Source organism: Pseudomonas sp. H2_D02, from assembly GCF_054677635.1.
This window is the reverse complement of sequence record NZ_CP162816.1, coordinates 4,320,850-4,344,197: the sequence shown is the minus strand read 5'-3', so window position 1 is coordinate 4,344,197 and position 23,348 is coordinate 4,320,850. Positions and strand designations below refer to the sequence as shown.

Below are 23,348 nucleotides of genomic sequence, written 5' to 3'. Positions count from 1 at the left end.
GTGCTCGCTGGCTCGACCTTTAAAAACAATAATGATCGGAGAGTGACATGGGAAAACTGATGAAAACCTTGCTGGCCGGGGCTTGTGCGACGGGCTTGCTGTTGACCGGTGTAGCCAGCCACGCGGACGAGATCCGTGAGCGGACCTTGCGATTCGCCTTCCAGAACGTCAAGGAACACCCCCAGGGCCAGGGCGCGCAGAAGTTCGCCGACCTGCTCGGCGAAAAGAGCGGCGGCAAGATCAAGGTCCGCCTGTTCCCCGGTGGAACCCTGGGCGGCGACGTGCAAACGGTGTCGGCATTGCAGGGCGGGACCTTGGACATCACCGTGCTCAACTCCGGCATCCTGGCCGCCCAGGCACCGGATTACGCCATGCTCGATTTCCCTTTCCTGTTCAACAACGTCGAGGAGGCCCATGCGGTCATCGATGGGCCGGTCGGGCAGAAACTGGCGGCGCAACTGGACAGCAAGGGGTTGGTTGGGCTGGGTTACTGGGACCTGGGGTTTCGTAACCTGACCAACAGCAAGCACCCGGTGACCAAGCTCGAAGACCTGCAGGGCTTGAAGTTGCGTGTCATCCAGTCGCCGATCTACCTGGAGACGTTCACGGCCCTGGGTGCGAACCCGGTGCCGATGGCGTTTCCCGAGGTCTACACGGGTCTTGAGCAGCACACCATCGACGGCCAGGAAAACCCTTACACGGTGATTGAAGGCAACAAGTTCTACGAGGTGCAGAAGTATCTTTCCGTCACCGGCCACATCTTCAACCCGCAGTCGCTGATCATCAGCCAGAAAACCTGGAACCGCCTCAACGATGACGAAAAGGCGATGATTCGTGCCGCCGCAGCCGAAGCGCAGACCTACCAGCGTGAAGTCACCGCAGCGAGCATGGACAAGGCCAAGGCCACGTTGGCCGGTGCGATGACTGTCAATGAAATCACCCCGGCCGAGAAAGACCGTTTCCGCGAGCGCGTGCAGCCGGTGATCGACAAGTTCGCCAAATCGTTGGATGGCGACCTGGTGAAGATGATGTATGACGAGATCGCCAAGGTGCGGGCGGGGCAGTGAGACGAATGGGTCATCCCTGAACAGACCCAATCCTGTGGGAGCGAGCTTGCTCGCGATGGCGTCAGGTCAGTCACATCAGTTTTGACTGATATACCGCTATCGCGAGCAAGCTCGCTCCCACAGGTTTTGTGTTTGTGAATGCGGTTATTGGGCAGCCGGCACCGCCAGCCACTGCCCAATCACCTTCTGGTAGCTGCCATTGGCCTTGCTCAGGTGCAGCCACTGGTCGACGTACATTTTCCAGGTGTTGTCGTCACGGGGCAGCAGGTAGGCTTTCTCGCCATATTGCAGGTAGTGCGTCGGGTTGACGGCGCACAGGCCGGGCTTGAGTTTCTGCTGGTAGAGCGCTTCCGAGGCGTCGGTGATCATGACGTCGGCGCGTTTCTCCAACAGCTCCTGGAAGATCGTCACGTTGTCATGGAAGGCCAACTGGCCCTTGGGCAGGAACGCCCGCACGAAGGCTTCGTTGGTGCCGCCGGCCGGCTCGACGAGGCGTACCGAAGGCTGGTTCAGCTGCTCGATGGTCTGGTAGCGCGACTGATCTTCGCAACGCACCAGCGGGATCTTGCCGTCGACGTCCAGGGTGTTGCTGAAATAGGCCTTCTTCTGGCGTTCCAGGGTGACCGAAATCCCGCCCATGCCGACGTCGCATTTGCCGGCCAGCATGTCTGGCATCAGGGTTTTCCAGGTGGTCTGGATCCACTGCACCTTGACGCCCAGGCTGGTGGCGAGTGAGCGGGCCATGTCGATGTCGATGCCTTCGTATTCCCCCGATTCGGCCTTGTAGGTGTAGGGCTTGTAGTCGCCCGTCGTGCACACCCGCAATTCACCCTGCTCAAGGATTCGATCCAGATGTGACGGGGCAGGCTCGGCCAATGCACTGCCGCAGAGCGCCAGCAGGCCACAGAACGTCATCGTGCTTGTTATGGTTTTCATAAGGATGGGACGTCTCGCAAGGGAAGGGGACAAGACGACGGAGTGTAGTAAAACTGCCGGCGGGCTGTCACCGGAACGCCGAGGCGAATGATCAGCCTGAGGGGGTATCGAGCGCCCGCAGGTTTTCCAGGTAGGCGCAGAACATATCGGCCATGGCAGCGGCATACGCCTGGACTTCTTGCCGCGTGCGGGGCGTTGCCGAAAACCGTTTCCCCACGGAGCTGAGGGTCGCGATGATCAGCTCCCCGGCCAGGGCGCGGGTCTGCACGCCGGCATCCGGCAGCACCTGCTGCATGAACGCGTCCACCGATGCCTGCACCGAACTGCGCGCCGCCTGGTGCTCAGGCGCATCCCGATAAAGCGGCGCGGCGTCGTTGAGTGCGACGCGGATCTGGGCTTCGTCGCACTCGGATTGGATGAAGGCTTGCACAAGGGTTCGCAGCCGCTCCAGGGGCGGCTTGGCAGGATCTTCCAGGATGTCTCGCAACATATCGCTGGTCTGTCGCCATTCATCGCTTTGCAGCCGGAACAGGATCGCGGCCTTGTTCGGAAAGTACTGATACACCGACCCGACGCTCACGCCCGCCCGCTCGGCAACACGGGCCACGGTGAAACGTGGGGCGCCCTGCGTCGCCAAAACCTGAACAGCTGCCTCCAGGACCGCCGCCACGAGCTCGGTGGACCGAGCCTGTTTCGGTTGTTTGCGGGAGGAAATCTGCGGGCTTGGGCGTTCGGACATGACGGCAATCACCGGGAAAAAGGAATGCGAATAGGAAATGCGACGGATTATTCGTATCTTGAATGCGACTAATTGATCGCATTCTAGTCGGCTGCAGGAGCAGCGTTCAACTTCGCATCGCGTCCCTTTCCGTAGGTAAGGTTTATGACTCAAGAGACCGTTCATCACGGCGCCGCTCCGGCGCCTCAGACAACTGTCGAGGCCAATCCGGTCCTCAAGTTGTTATCGCTCACGTTGACCGTGTTCATCGGTTTTCTCACCATTGGCCTGCAACTGCCGGTCTTGCCGCTTCACCTGCACGACACGCTGGGGATGGGCACATTGGTGATTGGCCTGGTGGTCGGTGCGCAGTTCGCCGCGGCGCTGTTGTCGCGGGCCTGGGCCGGCAATTTTGCCGACATGCGCGGCGGCAAGCGCGCGGTCATGGCCGGGCTGGTGACGGCGGCGGTTTCCGCGCTGGTGTACCTGCTGTCCCTGGCATTCGTGGCCACGCCGGTGTTGTCGGTCTGGCTGTTGTTGGTGGGCCGCGTGTTGCTGGCGGTTGGCGAAAGCCTTGTGGTCACCGGCGCGTTGGGGTGGGGCATCGGCCTGGTGGGACCGCAGCACGCTGGCAAGGTCATGGCCTGGAATGGCATCGCCATGTATGGCGCCTATGCATTGGGCGCTCCGCTTGGCGTGGCGCTCAATTCGGGCTGGGGATTCATGGGCATCGTTGTGGCGTCGATGTTCATCCCGCTGCTGGCCTTGGCGGTTGTCGCCAGTGTCCGCGCCGTTGCCCCCACGGCGACCCGGCGGACACCGTTCTACACGATGCTCGGCGCCGTGTGGGTGCCCGGCATGGGCCTGGCGTTTTGCAGCGTCGGCTTCGGTGTTGTCACAGCGTTCATTGCCCTGTTGTTCGCGGCCAGGGATTGGGGCAATGCGTCGCTGGCCTTCACGGCGTTCGGCCTGGCCTTCATCGGTGCGCGGCTGCTGTTCGGGCATCTCCCGGACAGGATCGGCGGTGCCCGTGTCGCGCTGGTCTGCGTGGTGATCGAGGCCGTGGGGCTGTTGCTGATCTGGGACGCCGATACGGCATTCGTCGCCTATGTCGGCGCGGCGTTTACCGGCTTCGGTTATTCCCTGGCATTCCCCGGTTTCGGTGTCGAAGCGGTGCGGCGTGCTCCGCCGCAGTCACGCGGCCTGGCCATGGGCGCCTATGTTGCATTCCTGGATATTTCCCTGGGTATCACCAGCCCGCTGGCCGGTGTGTTGGCCAGTGGTTGGGGCATCGAAGCGGTTTACCTGGGCGCTGCCGTTGCCGTCGCCTTATCGTTCGGGGTGGCCTTGATGCTGCTCGGAAGCCGGGAAATGCAAGTTCAATACAAATCCTGAGCCTTGTTCAGGTTATAGAAGACTTTCGATCGCTTTTTCAGACAGGAGCGTTGCTCATGCATGTATTCGTTACCGGTGCCACGGGCTGGGTTGGATCGGCCGTGGTGCGAGATCTGCTCGGCGCCGGGCATCAGGTCAGCGGCCTGGCCCGTTGCCAGGAAAAGGCTGCCGCGCTGGCCGCCACCGGCGCAAAGGTGGTTCGAGGAACGTTGGATGACTTGGATGTTCTGCACAACGCAGCCTCGGCGGCGGATGCGGTGATTCACACCGCGTTCAATCATGATTTTTCACGGTTTGCCGAAAATGCCGAGCAAGACCGCCGCGCGATCCTGGCATTGGGCGGCGCGTTGCAAGGCTCCGAGCGGCCTTTATTGGTGACCTCGGGCTTGTTCGGATTGACCCGGGGCGCCAGCGAGCTGGAAGTGGTCAGCCCGGCCTCGCCCCGCAAGTCGGAAGCCACGGCGAGGGACCTGGCCGAGCGCGGCGTGCGGGTGGCAACAGTCCGGCTGGCGCCCTCGGTTCATGGGGCCGGCGACCACGGGTTCGTACCGATCCTGATTCGCCTGGCCCGGGAGAAGGGCGTATCGGCTTACCCCGGCGACGGCAACCATTGCTGGTCGGGCGTGCATCGGCTGGATGCGGCACGGGTCTATCGGCTGGCGCTGGAGCAGGGCGTCACTCAGTCGGTCTACCACGCCGTGGCCGACGAAGCGGTGCCGTTCAAGGACATCGCCCAGGCAATAGGACGTGGCTTGGGTGTGCCGGTCGAATCCCGCGAGCGCGAGCATTTCGGCTGGTTCGCGCACATGGCGAGCGCGAACATGGCGGTGTCCAGCGAGTACACCCGTGGCTTGTTGGATTGGATGCCGGGCGGGCCGGGGTTGTTGACGGATCTTGAAAACCCTGGCTATTACGCTGCATGAATAACCGTGGCGAGGGAGCTTGCTCCCGCTGGGTTGCGCAGCGACTCCAATATTTTACGGTCGCTACGCGACCGAGCGGGAGCAAGCTCCCTCGCCACAAGGGGATCAGCGGGGAATGATCCCGTGATCGATCGCGTATTTCGCCAGGGCCGCAGGCTTGTCGATGTTGAGCTTGCGGCGGATGCTCAGGCGGTGGGTCTCGACGGTGCGTACGCTGATGTCCAGCTCCCGGGCCATTTCCTTGTTGTTGAGCCCCTGGACCATCTTCGCCAGCACCTGGCTCTCGCGTGGCGTCAGCTCGCTGTCGGTGCTCGGGTCGGTGGCCAGGCGCTGGGCAATCTCGGCGCTGTAGAAAGTGCCGCCGCCGATGATGGCCTCGATGGCGGCGATGATTTCCTTCGACGGCGAGTTCTTCAGGACGTAGCCGCTGGCACCGGCGCGCACGGATTCGCTGACGTATTCATGATTGTCGTACATGCTCAGGATCAGGATCTTCAGGCCAGGGTATTGCTTGCCCAACTGCCGGGTCAGCTCGAGGCCGTTCATGTCCTTGAGGCCGATGTCCATCAGCAGCAAGTCCGGTTGGCAACGCCCGACCATTTCGATCGCCTGCACGCCGTTCTCCGCTTCGCCGACCACGTCCAGCCGGGGCATGACGGACAGCAGGGCGCGGATGCCATCGCGGACCAGGGCGTGATCATCGACCAACGCGACGCGTATGGCGGGGGGCAGGTTCATCGGCAGGTGCTCTTGGTGGTGTAGGCGCGCATCAGCTTTCCGTGGCCGGCATGGTCATGGGCAGCAGGATATCCAGTTCGCTTCGTCCCGGCACCGATGTCATCTCCAGCCGCCCGCCAAAATGCTCGACCCGTTCGCGGATATTACGCAGGCCGATGCCGGCATGGCCACGTTCGACCTGCGGGACGTTGAAGCCCATGCCGTCATCCACCACGGTCAGGCGCAAGGACTGGCCCGAGCCGAACAGGGTGATGGCGACACGTTTCGCCCCGGCATGCCGCTCGATGTTGGTCAGCGCTTCCTGGGCGATGCGGAACAGCGAGACCGGTGCGCCGTTTTCCAGGCGACAGTCGAATTCGTTGCTTCGGTAAGACACTTCCAGGCCGCTGCGCTGCTCGAATTCAGCCGCGAGCTGGCCGATGGCGGCGGGCAGGCCCAGGGTGTCGAGCAGTGAGGACCGCAGATCATGGGAGATGCTACGGATTTCGCCGATGGCTTCGCCCAGCCGGTCCGTGGCGTTCTTCAGGATGCCCAGGCCATTTTCCTGGCCGTTCTCGATGACATGGCTGGCGAGTTCGAACTGGAACTTGATCGACACCAGCAATTGGCTGATGCCGTCGTGCAGTTCGCGGGACACCCGTGAGCGTTCTTCCTCTTGAAGGCTGACGATGCGCTGGTTCAGGCGCTGCAGTTTCTTGTCAGCCAGGCGATGTTCGCTGACGTTGAGAGTGATGCCGCCGGCAAACACCAGCAGCACCGCTATCAGGGCGACGGCGGCGATGGCTTGCATGGTGGTGTGGATGCCTTGGGCCACTTCGTCGCGGGCCTGTTGGGTGGCGCGTTCGACGTCTTCCAGGTAGATCCCGGTGCCCAGCATCCAGCCCCAGCGATCCAGCATCACGACGTAGGCCAACTTTTCGGTCACCTGGCCGGAGGAGGGTTTGTTCCAGGCATAACGCTGGAAGCCTTCGCCGGATTCGGCGCTCTTGATCAACGCCTGGATGACTGGCAGGCCGTGGGGATCCTTCATGTCCCAAAGGTATTGCCCCACCAGTTCCGACTGCCGGGCATGCATCAGGCTGCGGCCTTGACGGTCGTAGACGAAGAAATAACCGTTGATGCCAAAACTGAGCTTGCGCAGCTCTTCCAGCACTTGCTGCTGCGCCCGCGCGTCGCCCTTGCCGTCGTCATACAGCGGGGCGATCAGGCTTTGCGCCATTTCCACGTAGTTCTTCAGCTCGGCGCGCTTGCTCGCCAGGATACTGTCTTCGATCAGTTGCGCCTGCTGGTCACCCAGCTGGCGGTTGAGCGAGATGACCAAGGCGCCGATGACAGCAATCGCCAGGACCAACGGCAGGATCCCCAAGGCGACGATCTTGTGTTTGAGCAGCATCTGTACTCCTGTCCGGACTCGGCGGGGAGGTGGATGGCGGGCATCATATGCCAAACCTGTGTGCGCTCAACAATCCTACCGGATATGGGGCTCAAAACTGTGGGAGCGAGCTTGCTCGCGATAGCGGCGTTTCAGTCAATGAAGTGTTGGCTGAAGATCCGCCATCGCGAGCAGGCTCGCTCCCACAGGGGGATTTAGCGAGTCCGCAAATCCCGAGCCCACCCCAAAACAACTGTGGGAGCGAGCTTGCTCGCGAAGGCGGTGGGTCAGACAGATCATCATTAACTGACACTCCGCTTTCGCGAGCAGGCTCGCTCCCACAAGGGAATCGGGGTTCTACGTAGTACTACGGATTTATTTATTGACGGCATGCAGGGATATTGGGCCGGCTCCGAATAGCCGGGGCACACTATAAAAACAATCGCCGCAATCCACTGGATATCGGCAGGAGACACGCAATGACAACCCGTCTGGTTAAACACCTCGCCTGGTTTGCCGTGGCTGTTCTGGGAGCCTGTGCGCTGAGCGTCGTGGCCCTGCGCCGCGGAGAGCCGATCAACGCCCTCTGGATCGTCGTCGCGGCAGTCGCCATCTACTTGGTCGCCTACCGCTACTACAGCCTCTTCATCGCCAACAACGTGATGCAACTCGATGCGCGCCGGGCCACGCCTGCCGTGCTCAACAACGATGGCCTGGACTACGTCCCGACCAACAAACACATTCTTTTCGGCCACCACTTCGCGGCCATTGCCGGCGCGGGGCCGCTGGTCGGGCCGGTGCTGGCGGCGCAGATGGGCTACCTGCCCGGCACGCTCTGGCTGATCGCCGGCGTGGTGCTGGCCGGTGCGGTGCAGGACTTCATGGTCCTGTTCCTCTCCACCCGGCGCAACGGGCGCTCCCTGGGCGACATGGTGCGCGAGGAAATGGGCCGCATTCCCGGCACCATCGCGCTGTTCGGCTGCTTCCTGATCATGATCATCATCCTCGCAGTGCTGGCGCTGATCGTGGTCAAGGCCCTGGCCGAGAGCCCGTGGGGGATCTTCACGGTGATGGCGACCATCCCAATCGCGATGTTCATGGGCATCTACATGCGCTACATCCGCCCGGGCCGCATCGGTGAAATCTCGGTCATCGGCGTGCTGTTGCTGCTGGGTTCGATCTGGCTGGGCGGGCAAATCGCCGCCGACCCGGTCTGGGCCAAGGCCTTCACCTTCACCGGGATCCAGATCACCTGGATGCTGATCGGCTACGGTTTTGTCGCGGCGGTGCTGCCGGTGTGGCTGATCCTCGCGCCACGGGACTACCTGTCGACCTTCCTGAAGATCGGCACCATCGTCGCCCTGGCGATCGGCATCCTGGTGACCATGCCCGAGCTGAAAATGCCGGCGCTGACCCAGTTCACCGACGGCACCGGGCCGGTGTGGAAGGGCGGCCTGTTCCCGTTCCTGTTCATCACCATCGCCTGTGGCGCGGTCTCGGGCTTCCACGCGCTGATCTCCTCGGGCACCACGCCCAAGCTGCTGGATAACGAAACCAACGCTCGCTACATCGGTTACGGCGGCATGCTGATGGAATCCTTCGTGGCCATCATGGCGATGGTTGCTGCCTCGGTGATCGAACCGGGCGTGTACTTCGCCATGAACAGCCCGGCGGCGATCGTCGGCGGTGACGTGGTGGCCGTGGCCCAGACCGTCAGCAGCTGGGGTTTCGCAATCACCCCCGACGCGCTGCAAGCGGTGGCCAAGGACATCGGCGAGACCACCGTGCTGGCCCGTGCCGGCGGTGCGCCGACCCTGGCGGTCGGGATCGCGCAGATCCTGCACTCGGTGCTGCCGGGTGAAAACACCATGGCGTTCTGGTACCACTTCGCGATCCTGTTCGAAGCGCTGTTCATCCTCACCGCGGTGGACGCCGGCACCCGTGCCGGGCGCTTCATGCTCCAGGACCTGCTCGGCTCGTTCGTGCCTTCGCTCAAGCGCACCGAATCCTGGCCCGCCAACCTGATCGCCACCGCCGGCTGCGTCGCGCTGTGGGGCTACTTGCTGTACCAGGGCGTGATCGACCCGCTGGGCGGCATCAACACCTTGTGGCCGCTGTTCGGCATCTCCAACCAGATGCTGGCCGGTATCGCGCTGATGCTCGCCACCGTGGTGCTGATCAAGATGAAGCGCCAGCGCTACGTCTGGGTCACGCTGCTGCCGGCGAGCTGGCTGCTGATCTGCACCACCACCGCGGGCCTGATCAAGCTGTTCGACGCCAACCCGGCGATCGGCTTCCTGGCCCTGGCGCGCAAATACAACGATGCCCTGGCCGCCGGCCAGATCCTGGCCCCGGCCAAGAGCATCGAGCAGATGCAGCACGTGGTGTTCAACGCCTACACCAACGCAACGCTGACGGTGTTGTTCCTGTTCGTGGTCTTCAGCATCCTGTTCTACGCGCTCAAGGTCGGCATCGCCGCCTGGGGCACGAAAGAACGCACGGACAAAGAAGCGCCATTCCAGGCCCTGCCGGACGCTTGATCGAGGATTGCAACGATGTTCAATGACTTGAGTCGCCTCGGTAAATACCTCGGTCAGGCCGCCCGCCTGATGGTCGGCATGCCCGACTACGACAACTACGTCGAGCACATGCAAACCAAGCACCCGGACAAGCCGATGATGGACTACGAGGCGTTCTTCCGCGAACGCCAGGAGGCCCGTTACGGCGGCAAGGGTGGGCCGAAGTGCTGTTGAACTGAGTCTATCCCACAGTTGTTTTGGGCTGGTCTCAAGATTTGTGTACACCACCGTTCCCCTGTGGGAGCGAGCTTGCTCGCGAAAGCGGAGTGTCAGTCAACGATGATTCGGCTGACCTGACGCCATCGCGAGCAAGCCCGCTCTCACAGTTGTTTTTGGGTGGTTTCGAGATTTGCGTGCACACCGATTCCCCCCACAGTTGGTTTGGGTTGGCCTCAGGATTTGCGTACACCACAAATTCCTTGTGGTGAGGGAGCAAGCTCCGTCGCCACAGGGCCGTTGTCTGGCTTGATTCCGGTGTTGATCAATCGGCCAACAACACCGCCGCATCGAAGCCTACCCGCAGGTTGCCCCAGTGACGACCGCCGAAGAAGAACGGCACGTCGATCTCGGTCATGATTTCGCCGGTGTCGCGCAGGTAGGTCTGCAGCAGGAAGCGCTGGACGTTGCCCGCCGCGCGCAGGCCGATCGGGTCGTTGAAGATCCGCTTGTTGCGGCACACCGGGAGGTCGACGGCGCGGTCGCCGGTCGGTGGCTTGGAGACCCAGCTGTTGTTGACCGGGCAATAACCCTTCGTATCGACAATGAACGAGACCTTGCCGCCCGGCGTGCTGCGGGTGAGCTTGTCGCATTCTTCCTGACAGACCCGGGCAAAGCGCTCGGTGTAGCTGGTCATGTACTGCTTGGGATCGGTGCCCTGAATCAGTTGGTAATTCTGGTCGAACAGGTTGACGCCCTCGTCCTGCAACGCCTGCAGATGAAGCTGCAGCGTGTCGCGGCATTCGCTGGCGCGGGTGATGGCGGCGTCCAGCTTGCCGTGGCCGAGCACGAAGCGGCCCAGCAGCGTCTGGACCTTCTCGGCCACGCCGGACAGGTCGCGGGTGGCGGTGGCCGATTGCTGCATGCGCTGGTCGATCGACTGGCTGTCGGCGTGGATCTGCGTGACGCGTTCGTTGATGCCGGTGTTGGTGTCGGCGAATTGCTGGATGTGATCGGCAATGTCGGCCAGCTTGCCGTTGGTGGATTCGAAGTCGACGATCATGCTTTCGAAATGACCGGACGCGCGCTCCACGACTTTCTGGGTTTCCCGGGCGCTGTGGCTGATCTGAGTGGTCTGCTCGTGGGTCGAGCTGACTTCCTGGAGCATGGCGTCGATGTTGCGCGAGATGTCGTCGGTGGCCCGGCTGACGTTCTGCGCCAGGGTGCGCACTTCATCGGCCACCACCGCAAAGCCCCGGCCACTTTCCCCGGCACGCGCGGCTTCGATGGCTGCGTTGAGCGCCAAGAGGTTGGTCTGGGCGGAAATCTGCTGGATCAGGCCGACGATCGACTTGATGCTCGAGGAGCGCTGGTTGAGGGCGTCCACCAGCCCGGCGAACTCGCCGAGGCTGCTGGAAATCTCGCTGATGTTGCCGGTCACTTCCAGCAGCTCGGCGTAGGAATCGCGGGCCATGCTCAGGTTCTGCGCGGTGGTGCCGGAGATGCCTTGGGTCTGGCGCGACACCTCTTCGATACGGCCCACGGCGGTATTGCTCTGCTCCATCACTTCCTTGGCGAAACGCGCCTGGTGGGTCGCGCTGTCGCTGGAGTCGCTGATGTTCTTCAACGAGCGGGCCGACTCGACGGCAATGTGCACCGTCAACGCCTGGACGTTGCTGATGATCTCGCGCTGCTTGGCCAGGAAGCGGTTGCAGGTCGCGGCCAGCGTGCGGATTTCATCGTGGGTGACCAGCGGCAGGTCCTTGGACAAGTCGCCCTCGCCATTGGCGATCTCTTCCAGGGCCTTGGTCATGGCGGTGACGGGGCGCACGATGAGGTGGCGGAAATACCAGACCATGAAACTGATCATGCCCAGCGTCAGGACCGTACCGAAGAGCAGGGCATGGGTGAGGCTGTCGAGCCGGCCTTCGATTTGCGCCAGCAGCGCCGCGTCCAGCTGGGCCGCGCGCAGCTGCAGGAGGATATCGGCGCGGGCGCTGAGGGCCACCCAATACAACAGCCCACTGACGGCGACCAACAGGAAAAGGCTTGAAAGCTTTTTGGTGAGGGTATCGAAAAACTGCATCTCGATAGACTCGTACAAGGCCTTTAACGTCTGCATGCCGCTGCTCCTGCGAAAAAATCACTTAATGGAATACATTCGACCGCTCACGGCAAAGCTTTAGGGCAGTGGGGCGATTTGATATCACTTTGGCAATAAATCCTGTGGGAGCGAGCTTGCTCGCGATAGCGGCGGCACGTTCCACATCAATGAAACCGATCTACCGCCATCGCGAGCAAGCTCGCTCCCACAAAGGATCACGCCGATAATCATTTGATGCAAAAGATTTACTGGGAATGATTCTCAAAGTATATTCGCTCTCATTCACAACCCCTCCTTGAGTGCAGCGTCTTGAATCGTTCCACCCCTCTCGCTTACCGCAACGCCCTCGTCAAATGTGTTTTACCCGCGCTGTCCTGCTGTTTCATGGCAAGCCCCTTGAGGGCACAGGACACTCTCGAGCTGCCCACTACGGATGTGCAAGGCGGCCGGATCATTCAGGACGAAGGCTACACGGCATCGCAAGCCAGCACGGCGAGCAAGAGCGATGTACCGATCAAGGAAGAGGCGCAATCGATCAACGTGGTGACCCAGCAGACCCTGGCGGACTATCAGGTGCGCTCGCTGGAAGACGCGATGAAGTTCGTCAGCGGTGTCAGCCAGGGCAACACCCTGGGCGGCTCGCGGGACTCGCTGGTCAAGCGCGGCTTCGGCACCAACGATGACGGCTCGATCCTGCGCGACGGCGTGCGTTCCAACCTGGGCCACAACTTCAGCGCCACCACCGAGCGGGTCGAAGTGCTCAAGGGCCCTGCCTCGATGTTGTACGGCGCCCTGGAGCCCGGCGGACTGGTCAACGTCATCAGCAAGAAGCCCGAGTACACCCAGAGCACCACGCTGAGCGGTTCCGCCTACAGCGAAGGCGGCGGCACCATGGCCGTGGACACCACTGGCCCCTTGGGCGACACCGGCCTGGCCTATCGCCTGATCGCCGAGCGCGGTCATGAAGATTACTGGCGCAACTACGGCGTCAACGAGAGCACGCTGGTGGCGCCATCGCTGGCGTGGAACGGTGAGCGGGCTTCGTTGAACCTGAGTTATGAGTACAACGAATATTCCAATCCGTTTGACCGGGGGACGATGTTCACCAATGGGCATCCGGCCGATATCGATTACGACAAGCGCCTGGACGAGCCTTGGGCCAAGAGCGTCGGTATTCGTGAGACGGCGACTGCGCGGTTCGAGTACGAGCTGACGGACGCGTGGAAGACGCGGGTGACTTATGGTTGGAACAATGACCGGTACAGTCTTTCGATTGCCCAGCCGCGCCTGTCGAATGGTGTCCTGCAGCGCGCCGCCAACGGTGCGCATTATGACGATGAAACCCGCTACGCCAGTTGGGACTTCATTGGCAATCAAGAACTGTTAGGCCAGCGTCATGATCTGTTGGTGGGCGTCGACAACCAGGTTTCAGACCAGTTTCGGGGCAAGACTTACCGTGGCGCTAACCAAGCAGGCTTCGATCCTGCGGCTCCGGTGTACGGTGGCCTGGATAAGCCCAGCGTCATCAGCCCAACCCAGAGCAACCTGAGCAACAAGCTGACCTCCAGTTCGGTGTATCTGAAGGACAACTGGCACCTGGACGATCGCTGGATCCTGGTGTTTGGCGGTCGTTATCAGCATTACGATCAATACACGACGCAGGGACTTGTCCCGGCCAAGCCAGTTCGCGACGATAATGGTGACGCCTTCGTCCCATTCCTCGGCCTGGTCTACAAAGCCACGGAAGAACTGTCGCTGTATGGCAACTACAGCCGGTCATTCAAACCTAACGATGTGGTCGATAAGAACAGTCGTACCTTCCAGCCAGAGGAGGGCCGCAGCTACGAGATCGGTGCCAAGTACGATCCGCTGCCGGGCTTGAACATCAACCTCGCGTTGTTCGATATCGTGAAAAAGAACGTGGTCACGACCGTTGATAATGTCTCCGAGGCTGCGGGCAAAGTCGGCTCCCAAGGCCTGGAGTTGGACATCACCGGTCGCCTCGCCGAGCGTTGGGACCTTATCGGCACCTACGCCTACACCCACACCGAAATTCTCGATGACCCGAAGAACGAAGGTCACCGCCTGCCCGACGCCCCCAAGCACACCGCCAGCCTGTACCTGAGCCACCACCTGAACGTCCCGGCCGAATTCGGCGCCTGGCACGCCGGTGCCGGTGCCCGTTATGTCGGCGAGCGTGCGGCTAACGCGGCGAACGATTTCTGGATGAGCAGCTACACCGTTGCCGACGCTTTCCTGCGCTGGGAATCGCCAGTGTTCGGACACAAGACGTCGTTGCAGTTGAACGTCGACAACCTGTTCGACAAGCAGTATTACCCGTCGTCCACGGGCAGCGAGTTGATGGTCAACGTCGGCGAGCCGCGTACCGCCAAGCTGAGTGCCAGCGTGACGTTCTGATCACGGCGCTCCAATAAAAATGCCCGGACAGCAATGTCCGGGCATTTTTGTTTCTGGCTTCAGGCCGCCTTCGCGAGCAAGCTCGCTCCCACAGTTATTTTGGGGGGGTATCAAGATTTGGGTACGCCACCGATCCCCTGTGGGAGTGAGCTTGCTCGCGAAAGCGGAGTGTCAGTTAACGATGATTTGACTGACTCGACACCATCGCGGGCAAGCCCGTTCCCACAGGGTCAGCGAAACGCCGGCGACGACCTGCTGGATAAACAGCTCCAGGGACTTCTTCTTCTCGGCATGGGACAGGCTGTTGTCGCACCAGAAGCTGAACTCGTCCACGCCCAGTTCCTGGTAATACTTGATCCGCTCGATGATCTGCTGAGGGGTGCCGATCATGGTGTTCTTGCGGATGTTTTCCAGTTGGAATTCCGGACGCTCGGCGAACTTCTCTTCCGGGCTCGGCGCCAGGAAGCCGTTGACCGGTACCTGCTTGTTGCCGAACCAGGCATCGAAGGTGCGGTAGAACTTGGAAATCGCCTGGGCACCGACTTTCCAACCTTCGGGATCGTCCACGGCGTGTACGTGGGTGTGGCGCAGTACCATCAGTTGCGGGCGCGGCACGTCAGGGTTGTTGTCCAGGGCGGCCTGGAATTTGTTCTTCAGGTCGAGGACTTCCTCGTCGCCCTTCATCAACGGCGTGACCATCACGTTGCAGCCGTTGGCGACGGCGAAGTTATGGGAGTCGGGATCGCGGGCGGCGATCCACATCGGTGGATGGGGCTTGCGGATTGGCTTCGGCACGCTGGTGGAGGTGGGGAATTTCCAGATCTCGCCGTCGTGGGCGTAATCACCCTGCCACAGCGCACGCACCACCGGGACCATTTCCCGCAAGGCCTGGCCGCCGGAGGAGGCGGGCATGCCGCCGGCCATGCGGTCGAACTCCACCTGGTAGGCGCCCCGGGCCAGGCCGACTTCCATGCGGCCGTTGCTGATCACGTCCAGCAACGCGCATTCGCCCGCCACCCGCAGCGGGTGCCAGAACGGCGCGATGATGGTGCCGGCGCCGAGGTGGATGGTGGTGGTCTTGCCGGCCAGGTACGCCAGCAGTGGCATCGGGCTTGGCGAAATGGTGTATTCCATGGCGTGGTGTTCGCCGATCCACACGGTGCTGAAACCACCGGCCTCGGCCATCAGGGTCAGCTCGCTCAGGTCTTCGAACAACTGGCGATGGCTGACGCTTTCGTCCCAGCGCTCCATGTGTACGAACAAAGAAAATTTCATGGCGCTTTCTCTTCTTGTCTTGTTGACGATCGGTTCAGGCGAGGACGGGCAGGGCGCCCATCTTGCCGTGGCAATAAACCAGGGGGCCCGGTGTGTGTTGCGGCACGATCAGGTTCTTCACCGCGCCGACCATGATGGCGTGGTCGCCGCCTTCGTATTCGCGCCACAGTTCGCATTCGATGATGGCGGTGGCGTTGCCCAGCAGCGGGTTGCCCCGTTCGCTCAGGGTCCAGTCGATGCCTTGGGCCTTGTCCTTGCCTTTGCGGGCGAAGGCATAGGCTTCGTTCTGCTGGCCGCCGGACAGCAGGTGGATGGCGAAGCGCTTGTTCTTGATCAGCACCGGGTAGGAATCGGAGCTGTAGTTGGGGCAGAACAGCACCAGGGCCGGTTCCATCGACAACGAGCTGAAGGCGCTGGCGGTCAGGCCGACGATTTGTCCGTCATCGTCGAGGGTGGTGATCACCGTCACACCGGACGGGAACGAGCCCATGACTTGTTTGTAAACGTTGGCATCGATCATTTTCGCAATCCTCGCCCGCAGGCGGTTATGACCCAGTGTTCTTCAGTGAGCGCCGACGGCCTTGTTCAGGTCGCTCTCGGCCCATTGGGTGTAGACGCAAGCATCGGCGGTGGCCCAGCGCACGCGCACCGGGTCGCCGGCCTTGAGCGGCATGCCGGCGGCGGACAGCGCCTTGACGGTCATCGCGGTGCCGCCGGAGGTCACTACGCTGCAGGTCTGGCTTTCGCCGAGGAACAGCACTTCCACGACCTTGGCCGCGACTTCGTTCCAGCCGGCCGGCAGGGTGTCCTGGCTGGCTTGTTCGACGCTCAAGGCCAAGGCTTTTTCCGGGCGCACCATCAGCAACACGTCCTGGTCGGCTTGCAGGCCGGCGGTCAGGCGGATCGACAGCGACTGGCCTTCGAAGGTCGCCGCGGCATTGCCCTGGGCCTTGAGCTTGAGGAAGTTGGAGTTGCCCAGGAACGAGGCGACAAAGGCATTTGGCGGGTTCTGGTAGAGGTCATAGCCGCTGCCCAGGCCGACAATCTTGCCGTGGCTGAAAATCGCGATGCGCTGGGACAGGCGCATGGCTTCTTCCTGGTCATGGGTGACGTAGACGATGGTGATGCCCAGGCGCCGATGCAGTTGGCGCAACTCGTCTTGCAAGTCTTCGCGGAGCTTTTTATCCAGGGCGCCGAGGGGTTCGTCCATCAACAGGATGCGTGGCTCGTAGACCAGCGCCCGGGCAATCGCCACGCGTTGCTGCTGGCCGCCAGACAGCTGCGACGGACGGCGATGGGCGAACTGTTCCAACTGAACCAGCTTGAGCATTGCATCGACGCGGCGATCACGTTCAGCCGCCGCCAGTTTGCGGATCGCCAGGGGAAAGGCGATGTTGTCGCGCACAGACAGGTGTGGGAACAGCGAATAGCGCTGGAACACCATGCCGATGTCGCGCTTGTGCGGCGGCACGTTGACCAGGGATTTGCCGTCCACCAGGATCTCGCCGCTGCTGGGGGTTTCGAACCCGGCCAGCATCGACAGGGTGGTGCTCTTGCCCGAGCCGCTGGAGCCGAGGAAGGTCAGGAACTCGCCGTCCTGGATTTCCAGGGAAATATCGTCCACGGCAGCAAAGTCGCCGTAGTGCTTGTTCAGGTTGCGCAGGCTGACCAGGGTCTTGTTGTTCTGTTGTGCGGGGTCTTTGACGGCACTCATCGTGTTCTCCTAGGCGCTCAGGCGCTGATTTCATTGCGCCGGCCGCAGGGCGGCGGCGATCACCATCACCAACACCGAGAGGCCGATCAGCAGCGTCGAAGCGACGGCGATCACAGGCGTCAGGTCCTGGCGCAGGGTGGTCCACATTTTTACGGGCAGGGTTTGCAGGGTCGGGCTGGCCATCATCACGCTCAGCACCACCTCGTCCCACGACACCAGGAACGCGAACAGCGCCCCGGCGACCATGCCCGGGCGAATCGCCGGGAACGTCACCTTGAACACCGCTTGCAGGCGCGAAGCACCGCAGATCACCGCCGCGTCCTCAATGGATTGGTCGAACAGCTTGAGCGAGTTGATGATCGAGATAATGGTGAACGGCAGCGCGACGATCACATGGCTGACCACGAAGGCAAACATCGTCCCGGTGTAGCCGAGCTTGAGGAACAGCGCGTACACCGCCACCGCGATGATCACCAGCGGTACGATCATCGGCAGGGTGAACAGGCCGTAGAGCATTTCCCGGCCGGGGAAACGCCCGCGCACCAGGGCAAACGCAGTAGGCAGGCCGAGGGCGACAGCGCAGACGGTGGTCAGCACCGCGACCTTGAGGCTGGTCAGCGCGGCGCTCATCCAGTCCGGGTTGGAAAAGAACTGGCCGTACCATTTGAACGTCCAGCCCGGTGGCGGGAACACCAGCCACTGGGAGGAGCCGAACGACAGCAGCACGATGAACACGATCGGCAACAGCAGGAACAATGCGATCACGCCCGTGGTGAAATAGAGGCCGAACCGCATGCGCCGGCTCATGGCATTGGGAGTCAGGAGCATGGCGGCTTACCTCGCGTTGCTGGCGCCGACCGGGGATTCCGGCTGGAGCTTCAGGTAGAAGTAGAACAACACCAGGGTGATCGCCACCAACAAGGCTGCGCCGGCACTGGCCAGGCCCCAATTGAGGAACGATTGCACCTGCTGGATGATGAATTCCGGCAGCATCATGTTCTGCGCGCCGCCCAGCAGCGCCGGAGTCACGTAGTAACCGAGGGACATCACGAAGACCATCAGCCCGCCCGAGAACAGCCCTGGCCGGCACAGCGGCAGGAACACCCGGAAGAAGTTGGTCCAGGGGCTGGCGCCGCAGATGGAGCCGGCCTGCAGGATCATCGGGTCGATGGCTTGCATGGTCGCCTGCAACGGCAGGACGATGAACGGGATCATGATGTAACTCATGCCGATCACCACGCCGGTGAGGTTGTGCACCATTTCCAGCGGCTGATCGATGACACCCAGCGCCATCAACGCCTTGTTCACCACGCCCGAGGCTTGCAGCAGCACCAGCCAGGAGTAGGTGCGGGCCAGCAGGCTGGTCCACATCGACAGCAGCACGATGTTCAGCATCCAGCGGCCCCAGCCACGGGGCACCAGGGTGATCGCCCAGGCCAGCGGGAAGCCCAGCAAGAGGCTGAACAGCGTCACCAGCCCGGCCACCGAAAAGGTGTTGAACAACACCCGGGCGTAGGCCGAGTTGGCGAACAATTGCTCGTAGTTGCCCAGGCCCGGCACCGGCTCCAGCACCCCGCGCAGCAGCAGGCCGATCAGCGGCGCCAGGAAAAACAGACCGAGGAACAGCAGGGCGGGGAGCAGGTTGCCCGCACCCCGCCAGCGTTGTGCCAGGGAGGGCGTCTGTTTCGACGTCACGGTCGCGGCGCTTGCCGAACCGGCAGCGCCGGTGGCGCTCCCGGTGCGAGGGGTTGCCGCTGCCGTCATTTTCATTTGACCAGCCATTCGTTCCACCGTGTCGCAATGTCCTGACCGTTCTTGGCCCAGTACGCAAAATCAAGCGTGATCTGATCCTTGGCGTAGGCGGTCGGCAAGTTGGGGGCGAGCACCGAATCCAGGCGTGCGATGCTGTCGACGTTGACCGGCGCGTAGGCGGTCAGGTTGGAGAAATCGGCCTGGCCCTTGGCGCTGCTGGCGTTGGCCAGGAACTTCATGGCGGCAGCCTTGTTTTTCGAGCCTTTTGGAATGACCAGGATGTCGGCCATGACCAGGTTCTGTTTCCAGCTTACGCCAACCGGCGCGCCGTCTTGTTGCAGGGCGTAGATACGACCGTTCCAGAACTGGCCGATGCTGGCTTCGCCGGACGCGAGCAACTGCTGGGACTGGGCGCCGCCGCCCCACCAGACGATGTCTTTCTTGATGGTGTCGAGCTTCTTGAAGGCGCGGTCCAGGTCCAGCGGATAGAGCTTGTCCTGGGTCACGCCGTCGGCCAACAGGGCCAGTTCCAGCACGCCAGGGCTTGGCCATTTGTAGAGGGCGCGCTTGCCGGGGTAGGTCTTGGTGTCGAACAGCGCGGACCAGTCCTGGGGCTTGCCCGAACCGAGCTTGCCTTCGTTGTAGCCGAGCACGAACGAGAAGTAGAAGGAGCCGACGCCGTGGTCGGAGACGAAGCGCGGGTCGATCTTGTCGCGCTGCACGACCGAGAAGTCGAGGGGTTCGAGCAGGCCTTCGGCGGCGGCGCGCAGGGCGAAGTCGGCTTCGACGTCGACCACGTCCCACTGCACGTTGCCACTTTCGACCATGGCCTTGAGCTTGCCGTAGTCGGTCGGGCCGTCCTGGACCACGGTGATGCCGCTGGCCTTGCTGAACGGATCGGCCCAGGCCTGTTTCTGCGCGTCCTGGGTGCTGCCACCCCAACTGACGAAGTTGACGCTTTCAGCGGCCATCGTCGCCTGGCTGGTGACACTCAGCAGGCCGGCAAAAAGAATTGCGGCTGCACTTTTCTTCAACACCATTTTCACGCCCTCATTGTTGTGTTTATTGAGTGGGCTTCTGTTCGCCCACCTATCGGGAGCTTGGGGTCAATCGGTCTTGCCAATGACCGTGCCATGGGATGGCTGGAGCGTTCGGTCTATGGAATATCATATTATGGTATTCCAAACTTTCTGCAAGCATTTTGCCGTACCGGCTATCTGTCTGGAGCGGATTTTTTCTATGTTCATGAACCCCTGTGGGAGCGAGCTTGCTCGCGATTGCGGTGTGTCAGTCGCCATTGATGTCGACAGATCCATTGCCATCGCGAGCAAGCTCGCTCCCACAGGGATTTTTGTTCGGCCTTGGGTTATCCCGCGAACGGAATACTCTCCACCACCTCCAGGTCATACCCGGTCAACCCCGCGTACTTGAGCGGCGGGCCCAGGTGCCGCAGTTTCCCGACGCCCAGGTCCTGCAGGATCTGCGCGCCCGTGCCTACTTCAGAATAGATGCGCGATTGGGAACGGCTGAACTGACGGGGCGGTTGGGTGAGCTGCGGCACACGCTCAAGCAGGGCCTGGGACGACTCGTGATTCGCCAGCACCACCACCACGCCACGGCCTTCTTCGGCGACCCGTTGCAGCGCCGCCCAGAGCGTCCAGTTGGAAGGGCCGTTGTACTCGGCGCCTACCAGGTCGCGCAGCGGGTCGATCACGTGCACGCGCACCAGGGTCGGTTCCTCCCGGCGAATGTCGCCCATGACCATCGCCATGTGCACGCCGCCTTCGATGCGATCTTCAAAGGTGAACAGGCGGAAGGTGCCGTGCACCGTCGGCAGTTCCCGTTCGCCGATGCGCACCACGGTGTGCTCTGTGCTCAGGCGGTAGTGAATCAGGTCGGCGATCGTGCCGATCTTGATGCCGTGCTTGCGAGCGAAGATCTCCAGGTCCGGCCGACGGGCCATGGTGCCGTCGTCGTTCATCACTTCGACGATTACCGAGGCCGGTGTGAAACCCGCCAGGCGCGCCAGGTCGCAGCCTGCTTCGGTGTGCCCGGCGCGGGTGAGCACGCCGCCTTCCTTGGCCCGCAGCGGGAAGATGTGCCCCGGCTGCACAATGTCGTTGGGCCCGGCATCGGTGGCCACGGCGGCGGCAACGGTGCGTGCCCGGTCGGCGGCGGAAATGCCGGTGGTCACGCCGATGGCGGCCTCGATGGACACGGTGAACGCTGTGCTGAACACGCTGCCGTTGCTCGGCACCATCTGCTCGAGACCCAGGCGCTGGCAATGCTCGTCGGTCAGGGTCAGGCAAATCAAACCGCGCGCTTCCCGGGCCATGAAGCTGATCGCCTGGGCATTGCAGCAGTCGGCAGCCAGCAGCAGGTCGCCTTCGTTTTCCCGATCTTCGTCATCCACCAGCAACACCATCTTGCCCAGGCGGTAGTCTTCGATGATTTCCTGAATGCTGTTAAAGGCCATGTCGGGCTCTCTTTGTTTGATGGGCTTGCTGGAACGTTAATGTGGTATACCATAATACAAAACAAACCGAGAGGTCACTATGAAGGCGTACTGGATTGCTCATGTGGATGTCACCGACCCCGATCAATACAGCCAATACACCCAGCGGGCGCCGCAGCGGCGTTTGCCTTGTATGGCGGGCGAATGCTGGCCCGGGGCGGGCGCAGTGAGGCGATGGAGGGCAGGGCCACGCCGCAGCGCAGCGTGGTGATCGAATTCGATTCCTATGAACAGGCGCTGGCCTGCTATCACTCGCAGCAGTATCAGGACGCGAAGAAACACCGTGAAGGTGTGGCGCGGGCCGAAGTGATTATCGTCGAGGGCGTGGCGCCCTGAGGTGTGTCAGCGGATGAAGTGGATCTTGCCGCTGTCGTCGTTGCCCATGTAGATGCCATAGACCCCGGCCTGGCGCTCCTCGATATAACGTTCGAGGATCTGCCGGATGGCCGGGTAATAGATGCTGTCCCACGGAATGTCTTCCGGGGCGAAGAACTGGCAGGCGAGGGTTTCCGGGCCGAACTCGCCGGTGATCTCCAGCGCGATGGCGCGGAAGATGATGTACACCTCGCTGATTTTCGGCACGCTGAAAATCGAGTAGGGCGAGACGATTTCGGCGCGTACGCCGGTTTCTTCCCAGACTTCGCGCAGCGCCGCCTGCTCGGTGGTCTCGTTGCCTTCCATGAAGCCGGCCGGCAATGTCCAGGTGCCAGGACGCGGCGGGATGGCGCGTTGGCACAACAGGTATTTACCGTCCTGCTCGATGATGCAGCCGGCAATGATCTTCGGGTTGACGTAATGGATGTAGCCGCAGCCGCCGCACATCAGCCGCTCATGGGTATCGCCCGCTGGCAGGCGCTGACTCAAATCAGCGCCGCCGCACTTTGGACAAAAGCTCGGGCTGAACATGATCAGCGTCCTATGCGAGGTTCTTTGAGCGCGATGGGCGCGGTGATTTCCGGGATGTCGCCGGTTTCTTCCTGCTTGCGCTTGAGGTATTCCAGCGCGACCTTGGCAGCGGCGCGCACGTGGTCGACGCAGGCCTGGTGGGCCGCCAGTGGGTCGCCGCTCTTGATCGCCTCGACCATGCGCTCCATTTCCTGGTTGCTGCTGCCGCGACGGTTTTCCTGGGACACCGACGTGGCCCGCAGGTAGCTGATGCGCGCCTGCAACTGGCGCAGCTGGGTGGCGGCGACATGGTTGCCGGAGCCTTCGAGCAGCACGTCGTAGAAGCCCTGGACCGAATCCAGTACCTGTTGCAGTTCGCCGTCCTTGAGGGCCTTGCGGTTTTCTTCCAGGGCCTTTTCCAGCGCCTTGATGTCCTTGGCCTTGGCCCGCAGGGTGAACAGCTGGACGATCAGGCCTTCGAGCACGCAACGCAGCTCATAGATGTCGCCGGCATCGGCCAGGGTGATGATCGCCACGCGTGGGCCCTTGGCATCGGCGAATTCGACGAGCCCTTCGGACTCAAGGTGACGCAGGGCTTCGCGCACCGACGTGCGGCTCACGCCCAGGCGATCGCACAGGTCGCGCTCGACCAGGCGATCACCCGGCAGCAGCTGGAAGTTCATGATGGCGCTTCGCAATTTATCCAGCACAATCTCGCGCAGGGTGACGGGGTTGCGATTGACCTTGAAGCTGTCGTCGAGTGGCAGGCGTTTCATGGGGTCCGCTCTGTAATGTGGCTGT

Annotated in this window: 18 protein-coding genes and 3 pseudogenes; 7 read left to right on the top strand and 14 right to left on the bottom strand. The window is 62.2% G+C overall.

What is annotated here, in order from left to right; all coding sequences use genetic code 11:
* Positions 1-47: 47 nt before the first annotated feature.
* A complete protein-coding gene (locus tag AB4N42_RS19815) occupies positions 48-1,067 on the top strand; it encodes a TRAP transporter substrate-binding protein (protein ID WP_030142583.1) in 1,020 nt (339 codons plus the stop codon).
* Positions 1,068-1,211: 144 nt separating this feature from the next.
* Here AB4N42_RS19815 and AB4N42_RS19810 read toward each other — a convergent pair whose 3' ends face one another.
* Entirely contained in the window at positions 1,212-2,003 is a 792-nt protein-coding gene (locus AB4N42_RS19810) for a transporter substrate-binding domain-containing protein (protein ID WP_217861779.1), read from the bottom strand.
* Positions 2,004-2,094: 91 nt separating this feature from the next.
* Positions 2,095-2,742, bottom strand: a complete 648-nt coding sequence (locus AB4N42_RS19805; protein WP_030142581.1) for a TetR family transcriptional regulator — start codon at positions 2,740-2,742, stop codon at positions 2,095-2,097.
* Positions 2,743-2,886: 144 nt separating this feature from the next.
* Between AB4N42_RS19805 and AB4N42_RS19800 the strand changes: the two genes are divergently transcribed.
* The gene (locus tag AB4N42_RS19800; RefSeq protein ID WP_460115199.1) at positions 2,887-4,116 is read left to right on the top strand and encodes an arabinose transporter; all 1,230 of its coding nucleotides are present in this window, start codon (positions 2,887-2,889) and stop codon (positions 4,114-4,116) included.
* 56 nt (positions 4,117-4,172) lie between these two features.
* Positions 4,173-5,039 (top strand): SDR family oxidoreductase, encoded by an 867-nt coding sequence (locus tag AB4N42_RS19795; RefSeq protein ID WP_460115198.1) that lies wholly within the window; start codon positions 4,173-4,175, stop codon positions 5,037-5,039.
* 105 nt (positions 5,040-5,144) lie between these two features.
* Here the strand turns inward: AB4N42_RS19795 and AB4N42_RS19790 are convergent, their stop codons facing one another.
* Together AB4N42_RS19790 and AB4N42_RS19785 are read right to left on the bottom strand one after the other, a co-directional pair.
* Positions 5,145-5,777, bottom strand: coding sequence for a response regulator (locus tag AB4N42_RS19790; protein ID WP_217861782.1), 633 nt, complete (start codon positions 5,775-5,777; stop codon positions 5,145-5,147).
* Between the two features lie 31 nt (positions 5,778-5,808).
* Entirely contained in the window at positions 5,809-7,170 is a 1,362-nt protein-coding gene (locus AB4N42_RS19785) for a cache domain-containing protein (protein ID WP_217861783.1), read from the bottom strand.
* A gap of 458 nt (positions 7,171-7,628) precedes the next feature.
* Here AB4N42_RS19785 and AB4N42_RS19780 point away from each other — a divergent pair, with 458 nt between their 5' ends.
* Together AB4N42_RS19780 and AB4N42_RS19775 are read left to right on the top strand one after the other, a co-directional pair.
* Entirely contained in the window at positions 7,629-9,689 is a 2,061-nt protein-coding gene (locus tag AB4N42_RS19780; protein WP_460115197.1) for a carbon starvation CstA family protein, read from the top strand.
* 15 nt (positions 9,690-9,704) lie between these two features.
* Entirely contained in the window at positions 9,705-9,902 is a 198-nt protein-coding gene (locus tag AB4N42_RS19775) for a YbdD/YjiX family protein (RefSeq protein WP_003182142.1), read from the top strand.
* Between the two features lie 307 nt (positions 9,903-10,209).
* On the opposite strand, the gene AB4N42_RS19770 is transcribed toward AB4N42_RS19775, so the two are convergent.
* Positions 10,210-12,006 carry a methyl-accepting chemotaxis protein gene (locus tag AB4N42_RS19770; RefSeq protein WP_030142575.1) on the bottom strand — a complete coding sequence of 599 codons (1,797 nt, stop codon included), beginning with the start codon at positions 12,004-12,006 and terminating at the stop codon, positions 10,210-10,212.
* Between the two features lie 366 nt (positions 12,007-12,372).
* Here AB4N42_RS19770 and AB4N42_RS19765 point away from each other — a divergent pair, with 366 nt between their 5' ends.
* Positions 12,373-14,406: a TonB-dependent siderophore receptor gene (locus AB4N42_RS19765; protein WP_460115196.1), complete on the top strand. Its 2,034-nt coding sequence runs from the start codon at positions 12,373-12,375 to the stop codon at positions 14,404-14,406.
* Between the two features lie 230 nt (positions 14,407-14,636).
* Here AB4N42_RS19765 and AB4N42_RS19760 read toward each other — a convergent pair.
* From AB4N42_RS19760 to ribBA, 7 genes and pseudogenes are all read right to left on the bottom strand, one after another.
* A pseudogene (locus AB4N42_RS19760) lies at positions 14,637-15,681 on the bottom strand (LLM class flavin-dependent oxidoreductase).
* 34 nt (positions 15,682-15,715) lie between these two features.
* Positions 15,716-16,201: a flavin reductase family protein gene (locus AB4N42_RS19755; protein WP_030142572.1), complete on the bottom strand. Its 486-nt coding sequence runs from the start codon at positions 16,199-16,201 to the stop codon at positions 15,716-15,718.
* Positions 16,202-16,243: 42 nt separating this feature from the next.
* A complete protein-coding gene (locus AB4N42_RS19750) occupies positions 16,244-17,395 on the bottom strand; it encodes an ABC transporter ATP-binding protein (protein WP_460115195.1) in 1,152 nt (383 codons plus the stop codon).
* Positions 17,396-17,412: 17 nt separating this feature from the next.
* Positions 17,413-18,223, bottom strand: a pseudogene (locus AB4N42_RS19745) (ABC transporter permease).
* Positions 18,224-18,229: 6 nt separating this feature from the next.
* Positions 18,230-19,165 carry an ABC transporter permease gene (locus tag AB4N42_RS19740; protein ID WP_033864684.1) on the bottom strand — a complete coding sequence of 312 codons (936 nt, stop codon included), beginning with the start codon at positions 19,163-19,165 and terminating at the stop codon, positions 18,230-18,232.
* Positions 19,162-20,187: an ABC transporter substrate-binding protein gene (locus AB4N42_RS19735; RefSeq protein WP_030142568.1), complete on the bottom strand. Its 1,026-nt coding sequence runs from the start codon at positions 20,185-20,187 to the stop codon at positions 19,162-19,164. Before AB4N42_RS19735 ends, AB4N42_RS19740 begins: the two co-directional genes overlap by 4 nt.
* A gap of 326 nt (positions 20,188-20,513) precedes the next feature.
* Positions 20,514-21,623 carry a bifunctional 3,4-dihydroxy-2-butanone-4-phosphate synthase/GTP cyclohydrolase II gene (ribBA, locus tag AB4N42_RS19730; RefSeq protein WP_030142567.1) on the bottom strand — a complete coding sequence of 370 codons (1,110 nt, stop codon included), beginning with the start codon at positions 21,621-21,623 and terminating at the stop codon, positions 20,514-20,516.
* 79 nt (positions 21,624-21,702) lie between these two features.
* Between ribBA and AB4N42_RS19725 the strand changes: the two are divergent.
* Positions 21,703-21,998 (top strand): annotated as a pseudogene (locus AB4N42_RS19725) (DUF1330 domain-containing protein).
* Between the two features lie 6 nt (positions 21,999-22,004).
* Here the strand turns inward: AB4N42_RS19725 and AB4N42_RS19720 are convergent.
* Complete coding sequence (locus AB4N42_RS19720) at positions 22,005-22,568, bottom strand: NUDIX hydrolase (RefSeq protein ID WP_217861790.1); 564 nt, start codon at positions 22,566-22,568, stop codon at positions 22,005-22,007.
* A gap of 2 nt (positions 22,569-22,570) precedes the next feature.
* Positions 22,571-23,323: a GntR family transcriptional regulator gene (locus AB4N42_RS19715; RefSeq protein WP_181290077.1), complete on the bottom strand. Its 753-nt coding sequence runs from the start codon at positions 23,321-23,323 to the stop codon at positions 22,571-22,573.
* Between the last annotated feature and the right edge of the window lie 25 nt (positions 23,324-23,348).